The organism is Paenibacillus sp. MAHUQ-63 (assembly GCF_028765165.1).
Classification (GTDB): Bacteria; Bacillota; Bacilli; order Paenibacillales; family NBRC-103111; genus Paenibacillus_E.
The window spans coordinates 616,617-633,048 of the sequence record NZ_JARADB010000001.1 but is presented as its reverse complement, the minus strand read 5'-3'; the positions used below and the strand labels follow the sequence as shown (position 1 = coordinate 633,048).

The 16,432-nt window shown below is 53.9% G+C and carries 15 protein-coding genes; 11 read left to right on the top strand and 4 right to left on the bottom strand.

Annotation, left to right across the window (positions count from 1 at the left end):
* The first annotated feature begins 22 nt into the window (after nucleotides 1-22).
* Nucleotides 23-1,081 carry an acyltransferase gene (locus PUT07_RS02640; RefSeq protein ID WP_274466203.1) on the top strand — a complete coding sequence of 353 codons (1,059 nt, stop codon included), beginning with the start codon at nucleotides 23-25 and terminating at the stop codon, nucleotides 1,079-1,081.
* A 396-nt stretch (nucleotides 1,082-1,477) separates the two neighbouring features.
* Here the strand turns inward: PUT07_RS02640 and PUT07_RS02635 are convergent, their stop codons facing one another.
* Nucleotides 1,478-2,506 (bottom strand): NADH:flavin oxidoreductase/NADH oxidase, encoded by a 1,029-nt coding sequence (locus PUT07_RS02635; RefSeq protein WP_274466202.1) that lies wholly within the window; start codon nucleotides 2,504-2,506, stop codon nucleotides 1,478-1,480.
* 185 nt (nucleotides 2,507-2,691) lie between these two features.
* Here PUT07_RS02635 and PUT07_RS02630 point away from each other — a divergent pair, with 185 nt between their 5' ends.
* From PUT07_RS02630 to PUT07_RS02615, 4 genes are all read left to right on the top strand, one after another.
* A complete protein-coding gene (locus PUT07_RS02630) occupies nucleotides 2,692-3,690 on the top strand; it encodes an LLM class flavin-dependent oxidoreductase (RefSeq protein ID WP_274466201.1) in 999 nt (332 codons plus the stop codon).
* A 30-nt stretch (nucleotides 3,691-3,720) separates the two neighbouring features.
* The gene (gene nfsA / locus PUT07_RS02625; protein ID WP_274466200.1) at nucleotides 3,721-4,449 is read left to right on the top strand and encodes an oxygen-insensitive NADPH nitroreductase; all 729 of its coding nucleotides are present in this window, start codon (nucleotides 3,721-3,723) and stop codon (nucleotides 4,447-4,449) included.
* A gap of 121 nt (nucleotides 4,450-4,570) precedes the next feature.
* Nucleotides 4,571-4,849, top strand: a complete 279-nt coding sequence (locus PUT07_RS02620) for a hypothetical protein (protein WP_274466199.1) — start codon at nucleotides 4,571-4,573, stop codon at nucleotides 4,847-4,849.
* Between the two features lie 190 nt (nucleotides 4,850-5,039).
* On the top strand, nucleotides 5,040-6,368 hold the full coding sequence (locus PUT07_RS02615; RefSeq protein ID WP_274466197.1) for a DRTGG domain-containing protein: 1,329 nt from the start codon (nucleotides 5,040-5,042) through the stop codon (nucleotides 6,366-6,368).
* 13 nt (nucleotides 6,369-6,381) lie between these two features.
* Here the strand turns inward: PUT07_RS02615 and PUT07_RS02610 are convergent, their stop codons facing one another.
* From PUT07_RS02610 to PUT07_RS02600, 3 genes are all read right to left on the bottom strand, one after another.
* The gene (locus tag PUT07_RS02610; protein ID WP_274466196.1) at nucleotides 6,382-6,675 is read right to left on the bottom strand and encodes a YtpI family protein; all 294 of its coding nucleotides are present in this window, start codon (nucleotides 6,673-6,675) and stop codon (nucleotides 6,382-6,384) included.
* 86 nt (nucleotides 6,676-6,761) lie between these two features.
* Nucleotides 6,762-7,163, bottom strand: coding sequence for a hypothetical protein (locus tag PUT07_RS02605; protein WP_274466195.1), 402 nt, complete (start codon nucleotides 7,161-7,163; stop codon nucleotides 6,762-6,764).
* Nucleotides 7,164-7,249: 86 nt separating this feature from the next.
* Entirely contained in the window at nucleotides 7,250-7,582 is a 333-nt protein-coding gene (locus PUT07_RS02600; protein WP_274467438.1) for a YtrH family sporulation protein, read from the bottom strand.
* 124 nt (nucleotides 7,583-7,706) lie between these two features.
* On the opposite strand from PUT07_RS02600, the gene PUT07_RS02595 reads away from it, so the two are divergent.
* The 6 genes from PUT07_RS02595 (at nucleotide 7,707) to pyk (ending at nucleotide 15,876) form a co-directional block, all read left to right on the top strand.
* Entirely contained in the window at nucleotides 7,707-11,300 is a 3,594-nt protein-coding gene (locus PUT07_RS02595; protein ID WP_274466194.1) for a DNA polymerase III subunit alpha, read from the top strand.
* A gap of 70 nt (nucleotides 11,301-11,370) precedes the next feature.
* On the top strand, nucleotides 11,371-11,871 hold the full coding sequence (locus tag PUT07_RS02590; RefSeq protein WP_274466193.1) for a phosphatidylglycerophosphatase A family protein: 501 nt from the start codon (nucleotides 11,371-11,373) through the stop codon (nucleotides 11,869-11,871).
* A gap of 172 nt (nucleotides 11,872-12,043) precedes the next feature.
* A complete protein-coding gene (locus PUT07_RS02585) occupies nucleotides 12,044-12,232 on the top strand; it encodes a hypothetical protein (protein WP_057307280.1) in 189 nt (62 codons plus the stop codon).
* A 66-nt stretch (nucleotides 12,233-12,298) separates the two neighbouring features.
* The gene (gene accD, locus PUT07_RS02580; protein ID WP_274466191.1) at nucleotides 12,299-13,165 is read left to right on the top strand and encodes an acetyl-CoA carboxylase, carboxyltransferase subunit beta; all 867 of its coding nucleotides are present in this window, start codon (nucleotides 12,299-12,301) and stop codon (nucleotides 13,163-13,165) included.
* Complete coding sequence (locus tag PUT07_RS02575; protein ID WP_274466190.1) at nucleotides 13,155-14,129, top strand: acetyl-CoA carboxylase carboxyltransferase subunit alpha; 975 nt, start codon at nucleotides 13,155-13,157, stop codon at nucleotides 14,127-14,129. Before accD ends, PUT07_RS02575 begins: the two co-directional genes overlap by 11 nt.
* On the top strand, nucleotides 14,122-15,876 hold the full coding sequence (gene pyk / locus PUT07_RS02570; RefSeq protein ID WP_274466189.1) for a pyruvate kinase: 1,755 nt from the start codon (nucleotides 14,122-14,124) through the stop codon (nucleotides 15,874-15,876). Before PUT07_RS02575 ends, pyk begins: the two co-directional genes overlap by 8 nt.
* Nucleotides 15,877-16,432 lie beyond the last annotated feature (556 nt).

Genomic DNA, 16,432 nt, shown 5'->3' with positions numbered 1-16,432 from the left:
GAAAAGAGGATTTGAAACCGTTATGGCCAAACAAAAGATTACGGAGCTCGAGATCGTTAGAGCGCTTGCCATTCTGGCTGTCGTCACCATTCACGTAACGGCCGATTGGACCGTGGACCCGACGCTTGCGGGAAGCAGCTCGCAGCTGCTCATTTTATTTTGGAACAAAATCAGCTATTTCGCTGTGCCCGTTTTCATTTTTTTAAGCGGCATCGTGTTGTTCTACATTTATACGGATAATTGGAGCGCCAAGCAGGCCGGCGTGTTCTATTGGAAGCGCGTCAGACAGGTGCTGGTCCCTTACATTGTGTGGTCGTTTTTCTACTATATGTACAACCCGTGGCTCTGGACGCCGGGACATCCGGTGAAGATCGATATCCGCGTATTCCTGGAGCAGCTGAAATGGGCCGATTCCGGTTATCATTTGTATTTCATGATTATTATCGTGCAGTTCTATCTGCTGTTTCCGCTGCTCGTCTGGGCGGTCAGGAATGCGGCATGGTTCCGCAAAACGCTGGCCCTGTGGGGACTAGCTATTCAAGCAGGCGTTTACGTCTACAGCCACTGGTTCGGCTCGATCGCCCATAAACCGGAGCTGTGCGTCACGTACTTCGGCTATTTTCTCATCGGCGGCGCCATCGGGATGAATTATGGAGCTTTCCGCGCTTGGCTGGAGAGGAACAAAGGGTGGGTACTGCCGGCATCGGTGCTTGCCGGACTTGTGTACACAGGACTCTATCTCTTGGGGCTCAAAGGGTATACCTTCGAGAACACGTGGTTTGAGCTCTTGTGGCTGCTTTACAGCGTGGGCATCGGCGTCAGCTTCATCTGGTGCGGGAAGTGGCTGCTGCAGCACGCCCCGCGGGTCGCGAGCTTCTTCGTTTCTCTCGGCTCCGTGTCGTTTGGCGTCTATTTGATGCATCCGGCACTGCTTTCCATGTGGAAGTATACCATTCAAATGCCGGGCTCGATCGTGATGTTTCATTTGTATAACGTCCTGGTGCTCGTACTGATCGTCGTCATTCCTTGGGGACTGACGCTGCTGTACCGCAAAGCGCGGAAAATGTTGGGTTTGAGATGAAAAAAAGGTGTCCCGAAGCTGTGATAGCTGGGGACACCTTTTTTTGGTGTTAAAGGCGGTATGTCAAGCTGCGCATACTGCGGAGGCTGCGCTACCCGAGACATGCAGATTGCCCATGGAAGAGCCGGCTTCGGGTGCGGCGACCCGGATCGGACGACCTCCCGTGGCGTTGCATCTCCTTGTCGGCTGGCCCGGATGGAACAGAATCTAACGGACACAGACGATCTTATTTACCGGTTTCGGCGCGAAAACGGGCCGAAATTGACAAATAGCGGCGCCGGTGTCCGTTAGAATTTCTAAACGGTTCAAATCCATGGAATAAGAGCAGCCGGGTCCGTTAGCGAGAAGCGGAGGTGCGATAATGCGCTTCAAGGCCTTAGCGGCAGCCTGCCGGCATCAATACCCGCGCGTATACTGCGGCGGGATGTGCGCCTGTTCGCGCTGGTCAAACTGCACAGCCGCATGCGCCGCCCAGTACGGATTGCGCAGCAAGCCGCGGGCAACGGCCACGAGATCGGCATCTTCATTGCCGATAATGCAGTTGGCGAGCTCCGGATCCTCCAGCATGCCGACAGCGATTACCGGCACCTGCACCGCTTCGCGGATCTGCCGGGCGAACGGCACTTGATAACCGGGGAAGTTGCCCGGTTTCCTAACGCCCGCGGGGCCTTCCCCGCCGGAGCTTACGTGAAACGCGTCGACGCCGGCTGCGCGGTAAGCATGCGCCAAATGGATGGCGTGATCGATATCGTAGCCGCCATCGGCATATTCAACGGCGGAAATACGGAAAATAAGCGGCATATCCGCCGGCATTTCCTTTCTCACCGCAGCAATCACTTCCGTGCCGAAGCGGGCGAGATCTTGGCCGTACACATCGTCCCGGCGGTTCGTGAGCGGCGATTGGAATTGGTGGATGAGATAGCCATGGGCGCCGTGCAGCTCGATCGTGTCTACGCCGGCTTGCACCGCGCGGCGGGCGGCGGCGCCAAACTGCTGTACGACCTCCTGCACTTCAGCGGTCGTCAGCGCCCGCGGCGTTTTGGGATAGCCGGGGAACGCGATGGCCGAAGGCGCTACGGGCACCTCCGCATCCTCGGCTTTGCGGCCGGCGTGAGCGATTTGGATGCCGATTTTGGCGCCGTGCGCATGGACGCCGTCGATGATTTTGGCGAAGGCAGGAATGTGCTCGTCGGACCATAAGCCAAGGTCCATGTCCGTGATTCGGCCGTCCGGATGCACGTCGGTCATTTCCATAATGATGAGTCCGGTGCCGCCGATGGCCCGGGAGAGATAGTGGACGTAATGCCAATCATTCGGCTTCCCGTCCTTGGCAGTTACGGAATATTGGCACATAGGCGCCATGACGATGCGGTTTCGTATATGCAAACCTTTGAGATCGTAAGATGAGAACAAATCTTTTTTCAAGCGAAGTACCTCCTCATGAAATTAAACCTGCAATAGCGCTCGGCTATTACAAAGTATTATGGTGTGTTATAGTATGAATTACAAGTACCCACTTTTTTGTAAGATAGTATCAAAAAGTATACCGTACAAATGTCGTGAAAAATATGTTGAATACAATATGTTGAATACAATGGAGGGAACACCCTATGATTCCAATCTCGATTCTGGACCTGGCGCCCGTTATCGAAGGCGGGACGCCAAGAGATTCTTTTCGGCGCTCGCTGGATTTGGCCAAGCATGCTGAGGAGTGGGGCTACCGCCGTTACTGGCTGGCTGAACACCACAACATGCCGGGAATCGCCAGCTCCGCCACCTCTCTGGTGATTTCACATGTCGCAAGCGGTACGAAGACCATTCGTGTCGGCTCCGGTGGTATTATGCTGCCCAACCATGCTCCGCTTATCATCGCCGAGCAGTTCGGGACGTTGGATGCTCTCTACCCGGGCCGCATCGATCTGGGCTTGGGCAGAGCCCCGGGATCCGATCAGCTGGCAGCGCGCGCGCTGCGGCGAGGGCTGGGGAGCGACGGACATGACTTTCCCGAAATGCTCAGCGAACTTCGCGGCTATTTGGATCCGTCGCTGGGAACCGGTATGCCGGGCGTGCGGGCAGTCCCCGGAGAAGGGGCGAACATTCCGATTTGGCTGCTGGGCTCCAGCGGCTTCAGTGCGCAATTGGCAGGACAGCTGGGGCTTCCGTTCGCTTTCGCCAGCCATTTCGCTCCGGATTTCCTGCTTCCAGCACTGGAGCTATACCGCGGCGGCTTCCGCCCCTCCGAGGCGCTGGAACGCCCTTACGCCATGGTAGGAATCAATATTATCGCCGCTGACACGGATGCGGAAGCGCATCGGCTGGCTACCTCGCAGCAGCAGCAATTTCTTAATATGATCCGCGGCCGGACCGGCATGCTGATGAGCCCTCCCGTAGATGATATGGATCAGCTGTGGACCCCTCAAGAGAAAGCTTACGTGCAGCAACAATTAAGCTTCTCTATGATCGGCAGCAGGAATACCGTCAAGGAGAAGCTGCAAGCGCTTGGAGAACGCACCAAAGCGGACGAATGGATGATTGCCGGGCAGATTTATGATCATGATGCCCGGTTGAGATCGTTCCAAATCGTAGCCGAAGTTATGAGAGAGTTGTAAAATCCATAGAGCCAAGGAAGGTTGTTGCTTATGAACGAGACGATCCAGCTGCTGCAAAATCATCGCTCGATCCGCAAGTTTAAAGATGAGCCTGTGCCATCTCAGCAATTGAACGCGATTCTGCTCGCCGCCCAAGCGGCGTCGACGTCCAGCAATATGCAGGCATACAGCGTCATCCGCGTTACGGACGGCGGGCTGAGGGAACGGCTTGCCGAGCTTGCCGGCAATCAGGCCTATGTGAGCGAATGCCCGGAGTTTCTCGTCTGGTGCGCGGACCTGCACCGCTACGCCCAAGCGGTCCGCCTGCACGCGGACACGCCTGTGACCGGCAATGCCGAGAATCTCGTCATTGCCACCGTCGACGCTGCACTCGCTGCGCAGAATGCAGCCGTGGCCGCCGAGTCCCTCGGTCTCGGCGTCGTCTACATCGGCGGGCTGCGCAACAAGCCCGCCGAAGTGTCCCAGCTGCTGGGCTTGCCGCAGCTGGTGTATCCGGTATTCGGCATGTGCATCGGCATGCCGGACCAGGAGCCGCTGCAGCGCCCGCGGCTCCCGCAAGAGGCCGTATGCCATGAGAATCGGTATACGTATAAAGCGGATACCGTTCGCAAGTACGACGAGACGGTCCGTGCATACATGCACTCGCGGACCGGGGGGAAAGTCGATACGACCTGGTCCAAGGAGATGGCGGCCAAAGCGCTGCGGCCGCGCGAGCATATGAAAGCGTTCCTGAACGCTCAGGGCTTCGGTGAGGTCTGATAAGCCGATAACCAGCGAAACTTTCGGCGGATGACTCATATCGCGAGTACTTGTCTCATACAATGGAATATGGCAAGGCTGGCTTGCAAAGTCATTATCCGCCGAAAGGAGATCGATCCCGTTGAAAGGCTTTAAAAATGTCGTCTATATGAGCGTAGCGCTAGGCATGCTGATTTATTCCGTGCCCCAACTGCAGCTGCGGGAAATCGGTTCGCTGCCGATGATTTTCAGCTGTATTTGGATCGCGATGGCGCTGCTCGTCATTGCGTCTCATCTGCACCAGATCCTCGGTGTGGACGAAGAGCAGCGCAAAGAGCTGCGGCGCATTAACCGGATGAAGAAGTGGCAGATGGAACAGCTCGTTCAGGGCCGCCGGAAAATGCTGCAATTCCGCAAATAACATGCAAGGCTTCGCCTTACTATTTTGACAACGAACATATGTTTGGTATAATAAGTTTATGAAACATCCAATCCAATAGGGTTGGATGTTTTCATTGTGAATTGCTGAATAGCCGCATTGTTCTTGATCCGGTGAACGTTTATACTAGTAGTACAGAGTAGTACAGGATCAAGCGAATGGGGTGTAACAGTTGGATACACAATCCGCAGATGCGCTAACGAAGCACGAACAAATATTGCGATATATCGAAAGCTTGAAGCTGGGCAGCCGGATCTCGGTTCGGAAGATCGCCAAGAACATGGAGGTTAGCGAGGGCACAGCTTACAGGGCGATTAAAGAGGCGGAGAATCAAGGTCTGGTTTCGACCAAAGAACGGATCGGCACCGTCCGGGTGGAGAAGAAGCTGCGGCAGAACATTGATAAGCTGACCTTCTCGGAAGTGGTCAATATGGTGGACGGACAAGTGCTCGGCGGCTCGCGCGGGATGCACAAGACGCTGCACAAGTTCGTCATCGGCGCGATGGAGCAGGACGCCATGATGCGTTATATCGAGGCCGGCAGCCTGCTTATCGTCGGCAACCGGAACGAGGCGCATATCTGCGCACTGGAACAAGGCGCAGGCGTGTTGATCACAGGCGGCTTCGATACGAGCGCGGAAGTGAAGCTGCTGGCGGACAAGCTGGAGCTCCCGATCATCTCGAGCAGCTATGATACGTTTACGGTGGCTTCTATGATCAATAGAGCGATCTACGACCGGCTGATCAAGAAGAAGATCATGCTCGTCGACGATATCTTGGCATCGGGGACTTCGCTATACGCCCTGAAGGCGAACAGCACGCTGAAGGATTGGCAGCGCCTGTCGGAGGATACGGGCTTCAGCCGGTTTCCGGTCGTTGACGAGTGGAATCGGATCATCGGCGTCGTTACCTCCAAGGACATGGTAGGAGCGAGTCCGCTGCAGAGCGTCGATAAGCTTATGACGCGCAACCCGCTTACGGTCACCCCGCAGACATCGGTGGCCTCCGCAGCCCACATGATGGTGTGGGAAGGCATCGAGCTGCTGCCCGTTGTGGATACGAACCGCAAGTTGGTGGGCGTGTTGAACCGCAGCGACGTGCTCAAAGCGATGCAGTACATTCAGAAGCAGCCGCAGAACGGAGAGACGTTCGAGGATTTGATCTGGTCCGGCCTGGAGGAAGTCAGGGACGAGAACGGCTCGCTGCAATTCCATGGCGTCATTACGCCGCAGATGACGAATCATCTGGGCACGGTATCCGAGGGCGTGCTTACAACGCTGATGACCCAAGCGGCTTACCGGATCGTACAGGAATTCAAGAAAGGCGATCTCGTCATGGACAACATGTCGACCTATTTCCTGAAGCCGCTGCAGATCGATTCCAAAATAGAAATACGGCCCACCATCATTGAGGTGAGCCGTAAATTCGGAAAGATCGATGTAGAAATTTATCACGCGGGAGCATTGGTGTCCAAGGCGATGCTGACCGCCCAAGTCATCTAGACTGTCGCTCTTATTAGCCCAGCATGCGGCTGAAATGCCCGTGATTGCGAACGCCGGCGAAGAAATTGAACAGTCCGAGCAGGACCAGCACAGTGCCGAAAATTCGCCGGAAGCTGGAATCGTTGAAGAAGAACAGCTGGGTGATTGCGATCATGACGAGCATAAGGCCCATGCATATATTCATGCGGGCCGCATAGAGGCCGCGTTGGGCGGGCTCTCCCGCACGGCGCGCCCGAAAGCTGAAATATACGGATAAGGCCAGCAATACACAAATAACGGTAAATAATATGGCTTGAATCGCGAACATAGGGTTACTCCGTCCTTTATATGCAAGTTTACTGTTTACTTTAGCGATTTCCGGACGAGATTGCAATCCTGCCCTCTATGCCGCTTCTAGGTTCGTTTCTCTTGCGCCGTGACCCAGACCGTCAATTCCGTTTGAATGAGCACGATGGATTTGACTTCGACGATATATTTTTTATCATGCAGAACATATGTTCTCTGTGTAATAAGCCGCTCATAGAGCGGCTGGGCATCTTTGACATAGGTGGCCCTCTGGCCGATCACGAGCTTAAGCTCGTTCTTCACGTCGCCTTCGATTTCTTTCTGGATATCCTCGCTGATGATGTCGTCCTGCGTCTTCGGCGTCAAATGCACATTGACGACATTAATTAACGATTGCTTGTTTCGCGTTTTGTGCAGGCTGTCGATATCGGTGCGAAGCTCGCGGTTTTCTTCCAAAACTTTATGCATTTCCACGTAGAGCTGTGTGTATGTGTGCTGATGAATGCTCATATATACGGCGCTCCCTATGATGGCTCCCGAAACCATCAGTCCGAAGCTCGCAAGCAGGCCCTGATATCGGGAAAAGGGAGGAATCCTCAAGGCTGATGGCCTCCCTTGCAAATCATTTGGATCAGCGAGGTGCCCATCTGCGCGCCAACGAAGGCGACGACGATGAGGATGATTTGCTTGATGGCCGGATTCAAGTGCCCAACGGCTACATGGCTTTCTATATAGCGTATCGGATCAATCGTGCCGCCTACGGCTGCCACCATGGCCCAGATCTTAATGTTTTCCGCAACGGTTAACATTTTCTCGGTCGGAGATTGCATCGTCAGCACAGCTGCGATACCGCTTAACATGCTGCCTCCGAAGACCACTCCGAAAGCAATGCAGAAGTATACAATAATATTCGCCCAGAAGACACCCATGGCCATTACCGCTTCCTTTCCAGCTAAGTTGTGAGGACAAACTCTCTATACTTACTGTATGGGAATGCAAGGCTACATTATGATAAGATGTAAGGAATAAAATGAGAGCAGGGAGGAAATGCTGATGAGTTCGTTTGTACACTTACACGTGCATAGTGAATACAGTTTATTGGATGGGGCCGCACGGATGGAGGAGCTTGTCTCACAAGCGGCGAATCTGGGCATGACCTCTCTGGCTTTGACGGATCACGGCGTTATGTACGGGGCCATTGCCTTCTACAAGGCGTGCAAGCAGCGGGGGATCAAACCGATTATCGGGTGCGAGGTTTATTTCACCGCGGGCTCCCTTCGCGACAAAGGGACCAGGCAGGAACAGCCGATTTATCACCTTATTTTACTTGCCAAAAATGATCGGGGCTATCAGAACCTCATGAAGCTCGTTTCCATCGGGCATCTGGAGGGTTTTCATTATAAACCGCGCATCGACCTGGAGCATCTAGCCCAATATGCCGAAGGGCTCATCTGTTTGAGCTCGTGCTTGGGCAGCGAGATTTCGCAGCATTTGCTGCACAACCGGACGGATGAGGCGAGACAAGCCGCAGAGCGGTACAGAGCGATCTTCGGCGACGACTTCTTTCTGGAAATTCAAGATCACGGCATGATCGAGCAGAAAAAAGTGATGGTTGCCATGATTGAGCTGAGCAAACAGACGGGGATACCGCTGATTGCCACGAACGACGTGCATTATGTCACGGAGCCCGATCACGTCGTCCAGGACGTTCTGATTTGTATCGGTACCGGCAAAACCGTTGAAGATACGGACCGGCTCAAGATGGGCACGAGTCAAATGTATTTGAAAAGCGAAGAGGAGATGCGGCGGCTGTTCGTCCATGTGCCCGAGGCGCTGGCGAACACCGAGGTTGTCGCTTCGCGCTGCGATCTGCAGCTGGAGTTCGGCAAATCGATTTTGCCGAAATTCCGGCCGATTCCGGACGGCCTGGCGGCCGCCGATTATTTGCGGGAGCTATGCTTGCAGGGCTTGGAGCAGCGGTATGCGCACAAACCGGAATGGCAGCAAGCCGGCTCCCCGCTGAAGAAGCAGGCGGAAGAGCGTCTTGGCTATGAACTCGGCGTTATTGAGAAAATGGGCTTTTCCGATTATTTCCTGATCGTATGGGATTTTATCCGTTTTGCCCATGAGAAACAGATTATGACCGGACCGGGCAGGGGTTCCTCCGCCGGCAGCCTCGTAGCTTACGTACTGCGCATCACGAATGTGGATCCGCTGCAGTACAAGCTGCTCTTCGAGCGCTTCCTGAATCCGGAGCGGATTACGATGCCCGATATCGATATCGATTTCAGCGACGAGCGCCGGGACGAAGTCATCGATTACGTCGTCGCGAAGTATGGGCATGAGCATGTGGCGCAGATCATCACGTTCGGAACGATGGCGGCCAAAGCGGCGGTACGGGACGTCGGACGTGTGCTGAACGTGCCTTACGGGGACGTGGACCGGGCGGCCAAGGCGATCCCGAATCAGCTCGGCGTGACGATTGCGGAGGCGCTGCAAATCAGCTCCGACCTGAAGACGCTGGTGGCCAGACAGCCCAAAACGTCGGAGCTGCTGGATATGGCTATGCGGGTGGAAGGGATGCCCCGCCATGCCTCGACGCATGCCGCAGGGGTCGTGATTTCGCGCGAGCCGCTCACGCAGTACGTTCCGCTTCAGGAAGGAACGACACAGACGGCGCTTACTCAATATACGATGGAGCATCTGGAGTCGATCGGGCTCTTGAAGATGGATTTTCTCGGATTGAGGACGCTGTCCATCATCGAAAGAACCGTAGATTGGATCAAGCAGATGGAAGGCGTGCGCCTTAATTTCGACGGGTTGGATATGGACGAGGATGCCGTTACCTACGGCATGCTGAGCAAAGGAGAAACCACCGGGGTGTTCCAGCTGGAGTCCACCGGCGTACGCAAGGTGCTGAAGGATTTGAAGCCGTCTGTCTTCGAAGACATCATTTCCGTTCTCGCGCTGTACCGTCCGGGTCCGATGGAGTTTATTCCGAAATATATATACGGGAAGCACGGTCAGGTGGAGGTGGACTATCCGCACCCGCTACTTGAGCCGATTCTGAAGGATACGTACGGAATTATCGTGTACCAGGAACAAATTATGCAGATCGCTTCAAGCATGGCCGGCTTCTCATTGGGAGAAGCGGATCTGCTGCGGCGAGCCGTTTCCAAGAAGAAGCGGGAAGTGCTGGATGAAGAGCGGACTCACTTCGTCAAGGGCAGCTTGCAGCAAGGCTTTCGGGCGGAGGACGCCAATCGCGTCTATGATATGATCGTGCGCTTCGCCGATTACGGTTTTCCGCGGGCGCACGCTACCGCCTACGGGGTGCTGGCGTTCCAGACCGCCTACTTGAAGGCGCATTATCCGATCTATTTCATGGCCTCGATGCTGACGGCCGTCATGGGCAATCACCGCAAGGTAGCCGAATACGTGGATGAATGCCGGCGGATGAAGATCGAGGTGCTTCCTCCGGATGTGAACGGCAGCGGAACGGTGTTTACGCCTGACCCGCAGGCGGGAGCGATCCGCTTCGGGCTTGCCGCCATCAAGAATGTGGGCACGCAAGCGATCGACGCCATTCTTAGCGAGCGCAGGCAATCTCCTTTCGAGAGTCTGCTCGACTTCTGCAGGCGCGTGGACTTGCGCATCTGCAACAAGCGGGTCGTCGAATCGCTGATCCAAGGCGGCGCTTTCGACTCCTTGGGAACGCATCACCGGGCCCAACTGATGGCGATCCTCGATGAGACGATTGCCTCGGCGACCAAATGGCGCAAGGAGCGGGACGATCTTCAGCTCCACCTGTTCGGCTTCGTGGAGGAGCCGAACTGGGAAGTGGAGGTTCCGAATATTCCGGTCATGCCGCAGAGCAAGCAGCTTGAGCTGGAGAAGGAGCTGCTCGGGATGTATATCTCGGGCCACCCGCTGGACGCTTATTCGCAGCTGCTGTCGGAGATGGATGCGGCACCGCTGCACCAGCTCGCCGAGCTGCCGGATAACAGCGAGGTGCTCGTCGCCGGGATGATTCTCTCGAACAAGACGATCGTCACGAAGAAAGGCCAGCCGATGGCCTTCATGGAGCTCGAGGATCGTATCGACAAGGTCGAGGTGGTGCTCTTCCCCGAGACCTGGAAGCAAGCGGCTCCGCTCGTGCAGAAGGGCAGACTCGTCCTCGTGCGGGCGAAGCTGCAGCTGCAGGACGAGGACCCGCCCAAGCTGCTCGCGGAGCAGCTTGCCCCGCTGGACGACCCTGCGGCCGTCCAGCGTCTGCGCCGGCAGCCCCGTGCGGCTGCCGCATCCGGCGGCGCCCGCAGCAGCGGCGCCGGTGCAAGGACGGCGTCCCCGCCTGCGGGACGCCGGGGCGTTCGCGCCGGGGCTGCGCAGCCGGCGCGTGAGGCCCCTGCTGCGGAGAAGCCGCAGCGGGTGTTCGTCAAGATCCCGGCTGACAGCGAGCAGCCGGATAAGCTCCTGCAGCTTAAGGCGCTGCTGAAGCTGCATAAAGGGCCTCTCGCGGTTGCGCTATTCTACGAAAGCAGCAACAAGCTTTTGGCCCTGAGCGACCAATATTTGGTGGATCCATCGAAGGATTTGATTCGGATGATCGAAACGATCATGGGTAAAGATTCCGTAAGGGTGAAATAAAGCAACATTCCTCCGCATATGAATAGGAACCCGGCCTTTCAGGGGCATTCCATGTGTAGGAGGAGCACGTATGACCGAACAATACATGATTCAATTGCTGCAAAAACGCGGTGTGAACGTTGAACAAATCTCGGAGATTGTGTTCAAGCTGCAGAGGCCTTATAACGACCAGTTGACGGAGGAAGAGTGCGTCGACAGCGTGCTGGCCGTTCTCGCCAAGCGGGAAGTGCAGTATACGCTGTACACCGGCATTGCGCTGGATGAGCTGGCGGAGAAGAAGCTGCTGCCCGAACCGCTGCAATCGATCCTTGAGGCAGATGAACCTCTGTTCGGCGTCGACGAGACTTTGGCACTGGGAATTGTTCATGTCTACGGGATGATCGGGCTGACTTCCTTCGGCTATCTGGACAAAGAGAAGATGGGCATCATCCGCTCGCTGAACGACGACAAAAGCTCCGTGCACGTATTCCTGGACGATTTGATCTGCGGCTTGGCCGCCGCTGCATCGGCCAGAATCGCTCATCAGAATGAGCATGCGCATGATTATAGCAGTAAATTACGTCTGGACTAAGCAATTAGTTCAGACTTCAATTTTTTTCATAATCGTGCTTTGTTGCGGGAAAAAGAGAAATTATGATATCATTATTCCATTGTGTGCGCCTATGCTTATACAGGATGTTTATTATCATCGTTACTAAATTGCCCTAATCCATGTTGCAGCACTTCATAGGAGGTTTTTTTTCATGTGGACGGTGATATACATAGCTCCTACCGCGAAAATTGCAGAGCGGATTAAACAAAGGCTGACGGAAGAAGGATTTCTTGTACAAGTAAGGGGTATCTCCTTATCCAAGAACCAGTTCGAAATTGTCGTCCCCGCCGGGGAAGTCGAAGAAGTGCAGGAAGTGCTCAACTCTATTTTACATAGATAGTTAAAGTAGAAGTAAGTAACGTGGCTTGTCAGAGGTTCACGATAACAGCCAATTAGAGGTGGAAATGTGCTAAAGGATTTATTTCAAAAGCGTAAATACGCAACGATTCCTTCCGAGAAAACGAAAAGGGAAATTCCCGAAGGGTTAATGAATAAATGCCCGAAATGCGGAACCATTCAAACGAGTAAAGAGCTAGAGAAAAACCTGAAAGTGTGTACAGCTTGCGGCTATCATTATCGTTTAAGCGCATTGGAACGTATTCAATTAACGCTCGATGAAGGCCAGATTCTGGAATACGATGCGGATATGATTTCTGAGGACCCTTTGCATTTTCCCGATTATGTAGAGAAATTAGATAAAGCGAAGACCACAACGAAATTACAGGATGCGATTATTACCGGCGAGGGCACCATCGGCGGGTATCCGGTGGTGATTGCGGCCATGAGCTTTGACTTCATGGGCGGATCGCTAGGCTCCGTTGTAGGAGAGCGGATTACAAGAGCGGTGGAAGCGGCGATCGAGAAGAAGCGTCCGATCATTATTTATTCCACATCCGGCGGCGCGCGTATGCAGGAGAGTATTCTCAGCCTGATGCAAATGGCCAAAACAAGCGCAGCTTTGTCGAAGCTGAGCAATGAGGGCGGCTTGTTCATCTCCGTCATCACGGATCCGACCTTCGGCGGTGTCTCTGCGAGCTTCGCCATGCTGGGCGACATCATTCTGGCCGAGCCGGCAGCGCCGTTCGGTTTTACAGGACGCCGCGTTATCGAACAAACGATCAAACAAAAATTGCCGGACAATTTCCAGACGTCTGAATTCAATCTCGAGCATGGTCAGCTCGACAAGGTCGTGAACCGCAAGGATATGCGATCTACGTTAATCAAGCTGCTGGACATGCACGGAATGAAGGGGGAGGCGACTTATGGCGGGTGAAATGCCGTTCGAACAGCCGCTGGCGGAGCTGAAAAGTAAAATTGCCGAACTGCGCAAATTTGGGGCCGAGAAGCAAATCGACTTTTCCGAGGAAATTCGCCGTTTGGAAGAAAGATACGTTCAACTGGAAGATGAGCTCTACGCAACGATGTCTTCCGCTGAGAAAATGCAGTTGGCGCGTCATCCGCAGAGGCCGACGACGATTGATTATATTCAAGCGATTTTTACCGATTTCATAGAATTCCATGGCGACCGTTTATATGGGGACGATCTCGCGATTGTAGGCGGTTTGGCCAAACTGAACGGCATCCCGGTCACGGTTGTCGGTCACCAAAAAGGGAAAGATACGAAGGACAATATTGCCCGTAACTTCGGATGCCCGCACCCGGAAGGGTTCCGCAAAGCGCTTCGTCTCATGCGTCAAGCGAATAAGTTCAAGCGTCCGATCATTACGTTTATCGATACCAAAGGCGCATTCCCGGGGAATGCTGCAGAAGAACGCGGTCAGGGAGAAGCGATTGCCAGAAACTTGCTGGAAATGGCCTCTTTTGTTGTGCCGATCATCTGTATCGTCATCGGAGAAGGCGGCAGCGGCGGTGCGCTTGCTTTGGGCGTAGGCAATAAAGTGTTGATGCTGGAGAATGCGATTTATTCGGTCATCAGCCCCGAAGGCGCAGCTTCCATCTTATATAAAGATGCTTCCAAAGCGCTGCACGCGGCAGAAGCGATGAAGATTACAGCCGACCATATCAAGGAGCAAGGCGTCATCGACGGCATCGTACCGGAGCCTAAGGGCGGCGCGCACCGTGATCCGGCTGCACAAGCAGAATTTATTAAAACAGCGATCTGGGAACAGCTTCAGCCATTGCTAAGTTTGACCGAACAGGAGCTGTTAGAGGACCGTTACCGTAAATTTAGAGATATTGGACGGTTCACATTCACTCAGGAGGGTAACCATGCGTAAAACGAAAATTGTCTGTACCATCGGACCAGCAAGCGAATCACAAGAGAATTTGAAAAAGCTCTTACTAGCGGGAATGAACGTCGCCCGTCTTAACTTCTCCCATGGAGATTTTGAGGAGCACGGCGCACGTATCCGCAACCTTCGCGCTGCATCCGCTGAGACAGGCAAAGTAGCGGCCATTTTGCTTGACACCAAAGGGCCAGAAATTCGTACCGGCAAGTTGAAAGAAGAACCGATTGAACTTGTGCAAGACAAGCACATCGTTCTGACGACTGAAGAAATTCTCGGGGATGCGAACCGTATCTCCGTCACTTATTCCGATCTGCCGCGCGACGTTCAGATCGGATCCACCATTTTGATCGATGACGGTCTGATCGGTCTTACAGTTGTTGACATTCGCGGAACGGAAATCGAGTGCCGTATCGTCAACGGCGGAACGATCAAAAGCAAAAAAGGCGTTAACGTGCCTGGCGTTAAAATTTCCCTTCCTGGCATCACGGAGAAAGATGCGAACGATATTATTTTCGGTATCGAGCAGGGCGTAGATTTCATTGCCGCATCGTTCGTTCGTAAAGCAAGCGACGTTATGGAAATTCGTGAATTGCTGGAGAAGCACAATGCGACTCACATCCAAATCATTTCCAAAATCGAGAACCAAGAGGGTGTCGACAACCTGGACGAAATTCTCGAAGTTTCCGACGGCTTAATGGTAGCGCGCGGTGACCTCGGTGTTGAAATCCCGGCTGAAGACGTACCGGTTGTACAGAAACAAATGATCAAGAAATGTAACATCGTCGGCAAGCCGGTTATTACAGCTACGATGATGCTGGACTCGATGCAGCGTAACCCGCGTCCGACGCGCGCAGAAGCGAGTGACGTTGCGAACGCCGTATTCGACGGTACGGATGCTGTCATGCTGTCCGGTGAAACGGCTGCGGGGAAATACCCGGTTGAATCCGTTCAAACGATGGCACGTATTGCCGAGCGCGCTGAAGCGGCTCTGGAATACAAAGAAATCTTCCTGCGTCAAGCTCAGGCTCAGCAGGTGACTGTCACTGAAGCGATTTCGCAAGCGGTCGCGAACTCCGCGCTTGAGCTCGGGGCGAAAGCGATCCTGACGGCGACGGAAAGCGGCTATACGGCGAGAATGGTATCCAAATACCGTCCGAAATCGCCGATCATTGCCATCACGCCTAGCGAGCAGGTTATTCGCCGCCTGTCCCTTGTATGGGGCGTAATTCCGGTGTTGAGCTCGCAAGCGAAAACAACGGACGAGCTGTTCAATCTTGCGGTAGACAGCTCCATTAAGACAGGTATCGTCGCCTTGGGCGATATCGTGGTGATTACGGCTGGTGTACCGGTAGGTCGCTCCGGAACGACGAACTTGATCAAAGTTCATCAAGTGGGCGAAATGCTTGCCAAAGGTACGGGTATCGGGATGCAAACCGCTACAGGTATCGTCGTCACCGCACGTACGCCGGAAGAGGCGAACTCCAAGATGGTGGATGGCGCTGTGCTTGTTACCGTCACGACGGACAAGGAATATATGCCGGCTGTGCAAAGAGCTTCCGCTTTGATTACGGAAGTGGGCGGCATTACGTCTCACGCGGCGGTTGTAGCGCTGAGCTTGGGCATTCCGGTTATCGTGGGCGTGGAGAACGCAGTGGAAATTATTAAAGACGGAACGGAAGTATCGATTTATCCGGAAGTGGGTATTATTTACTCCGGACAAGCGAAAGTTCTGTAAGCATAGAAGAGAGAGGCTGTCTGAGAAGTCTGTAATGACTTCGAGGGCGGCTTTTTTTATGGATGAATTTTCATTATATGGATTACCGGTTTAAACGGATCTGAGGAGAATGAATGTGTATGATTTTTCATATACAATTACCGGTGTGGCGGGCTTAGATAGGAATGTATATGAATTTTTCATATACAATTACCGGTGGAGCTGGCATAGAGAGGAATTGTATATGATATTTCATATACAATTATCGTTTTAACTTGCTTCGAGAAGAATCTATACGATTTTTCATATACACTCATACCTTAAGCCTCCGCATCCCAATTCCTGTCATTATCCCGCAGCACCCTCCGCTAGCGGCAATTGCCTAATTTACACGTCACACATTTTTACAGTCAGGTCGTCGGCGCATAGTATCTCTCACTCAATACCCCAGCAGTCCAGTGACAATATCCCCCACAGTCCCTCACTCCAGCAGTCCAGTAGCAACATCCCCCACAGTCCTTCAGTCCCAGCAGTCCAGTAGCAATATCCGCCACAGTCCCTCACCCCCGGCAGTTAA

Bases quoted from the DNA above. Each gene is read 5' to 3' on its own strand.
- PUT07_RS02640 (WP_274466203.1), top strand. From the start codon at position 23: ATGGCCAAACAAAAGATTACGGAGCTCGAGATCGTTAGAGCGCTTGCC.
- PUT07_RS02630 (WP_274466201.1), top strand. From the start codon at position 2,692: ATGATTCCAATCTCGATTCTGGACCTGGCGCCCGTTATCGAAGGCGGG.
- nfsA (WP_274466200.1), top strand. From the start codon at position 3,721: ATGAACGAGACGATCCAGCTGCTGCAAAATCATCGCTCGATCCGCAAG.
- PUT07_RS02610 (WP_274466196.1), bottom strand. From the start codon at position 6,675: ATGTTCGCGATTCAAGCCATATTATTTACCGTTATTTGTGTATTGCTG.
- PUT07_RS02605 (WP_274466195.1), bottom strand. From the start codon at position 7,163: ATGAGCATTCATCAGCACACATACACACAGCTCTACGTGGAAATGCAT.
- PUT07_RS02600 (WP_274467438.1), bottom strand. From the start codon at position 7,582: ATGGGTGTCTTCTGGGCGAATATTATTGTATACTTCTGCATTGCTTTC.
- PUT07_RS02595 (WP_274466194.1), top strand. From the start codon at position 7,707: ATGAGTTCGTTTGTACACTTACACGTGCATAGTGAATACAGTTTATTG.
- PUT07_RS02590 (WP_274466193.1), top strand. From the start codon at position 11,371: ATGACCGAACAATACATGATTCAATTGCTGCAAAAACGCGGTGTGAAC.
- PUT07_RS02585 (WP_057307280.1), top strand. From the start codon at position 12,044: ATGTGGACGGTGATATACATAGCTCCTACCGCGAAAATTGCAGAGCGG.
- PUT07_RS02575 (WP_274466190.1), top strand. From the start codon at position 13,155: ATGGCGGGTGAAATGCCGTTCGAACAGCCGCTGGCGGAGCTGAAAAGT.
- pyk (WP_274466189.1), top strand. From the start codon at position 14,122: ATGCGTAAAACGAAAATTGTCTGTACCATCGGACCAGCAAGCGAATCA.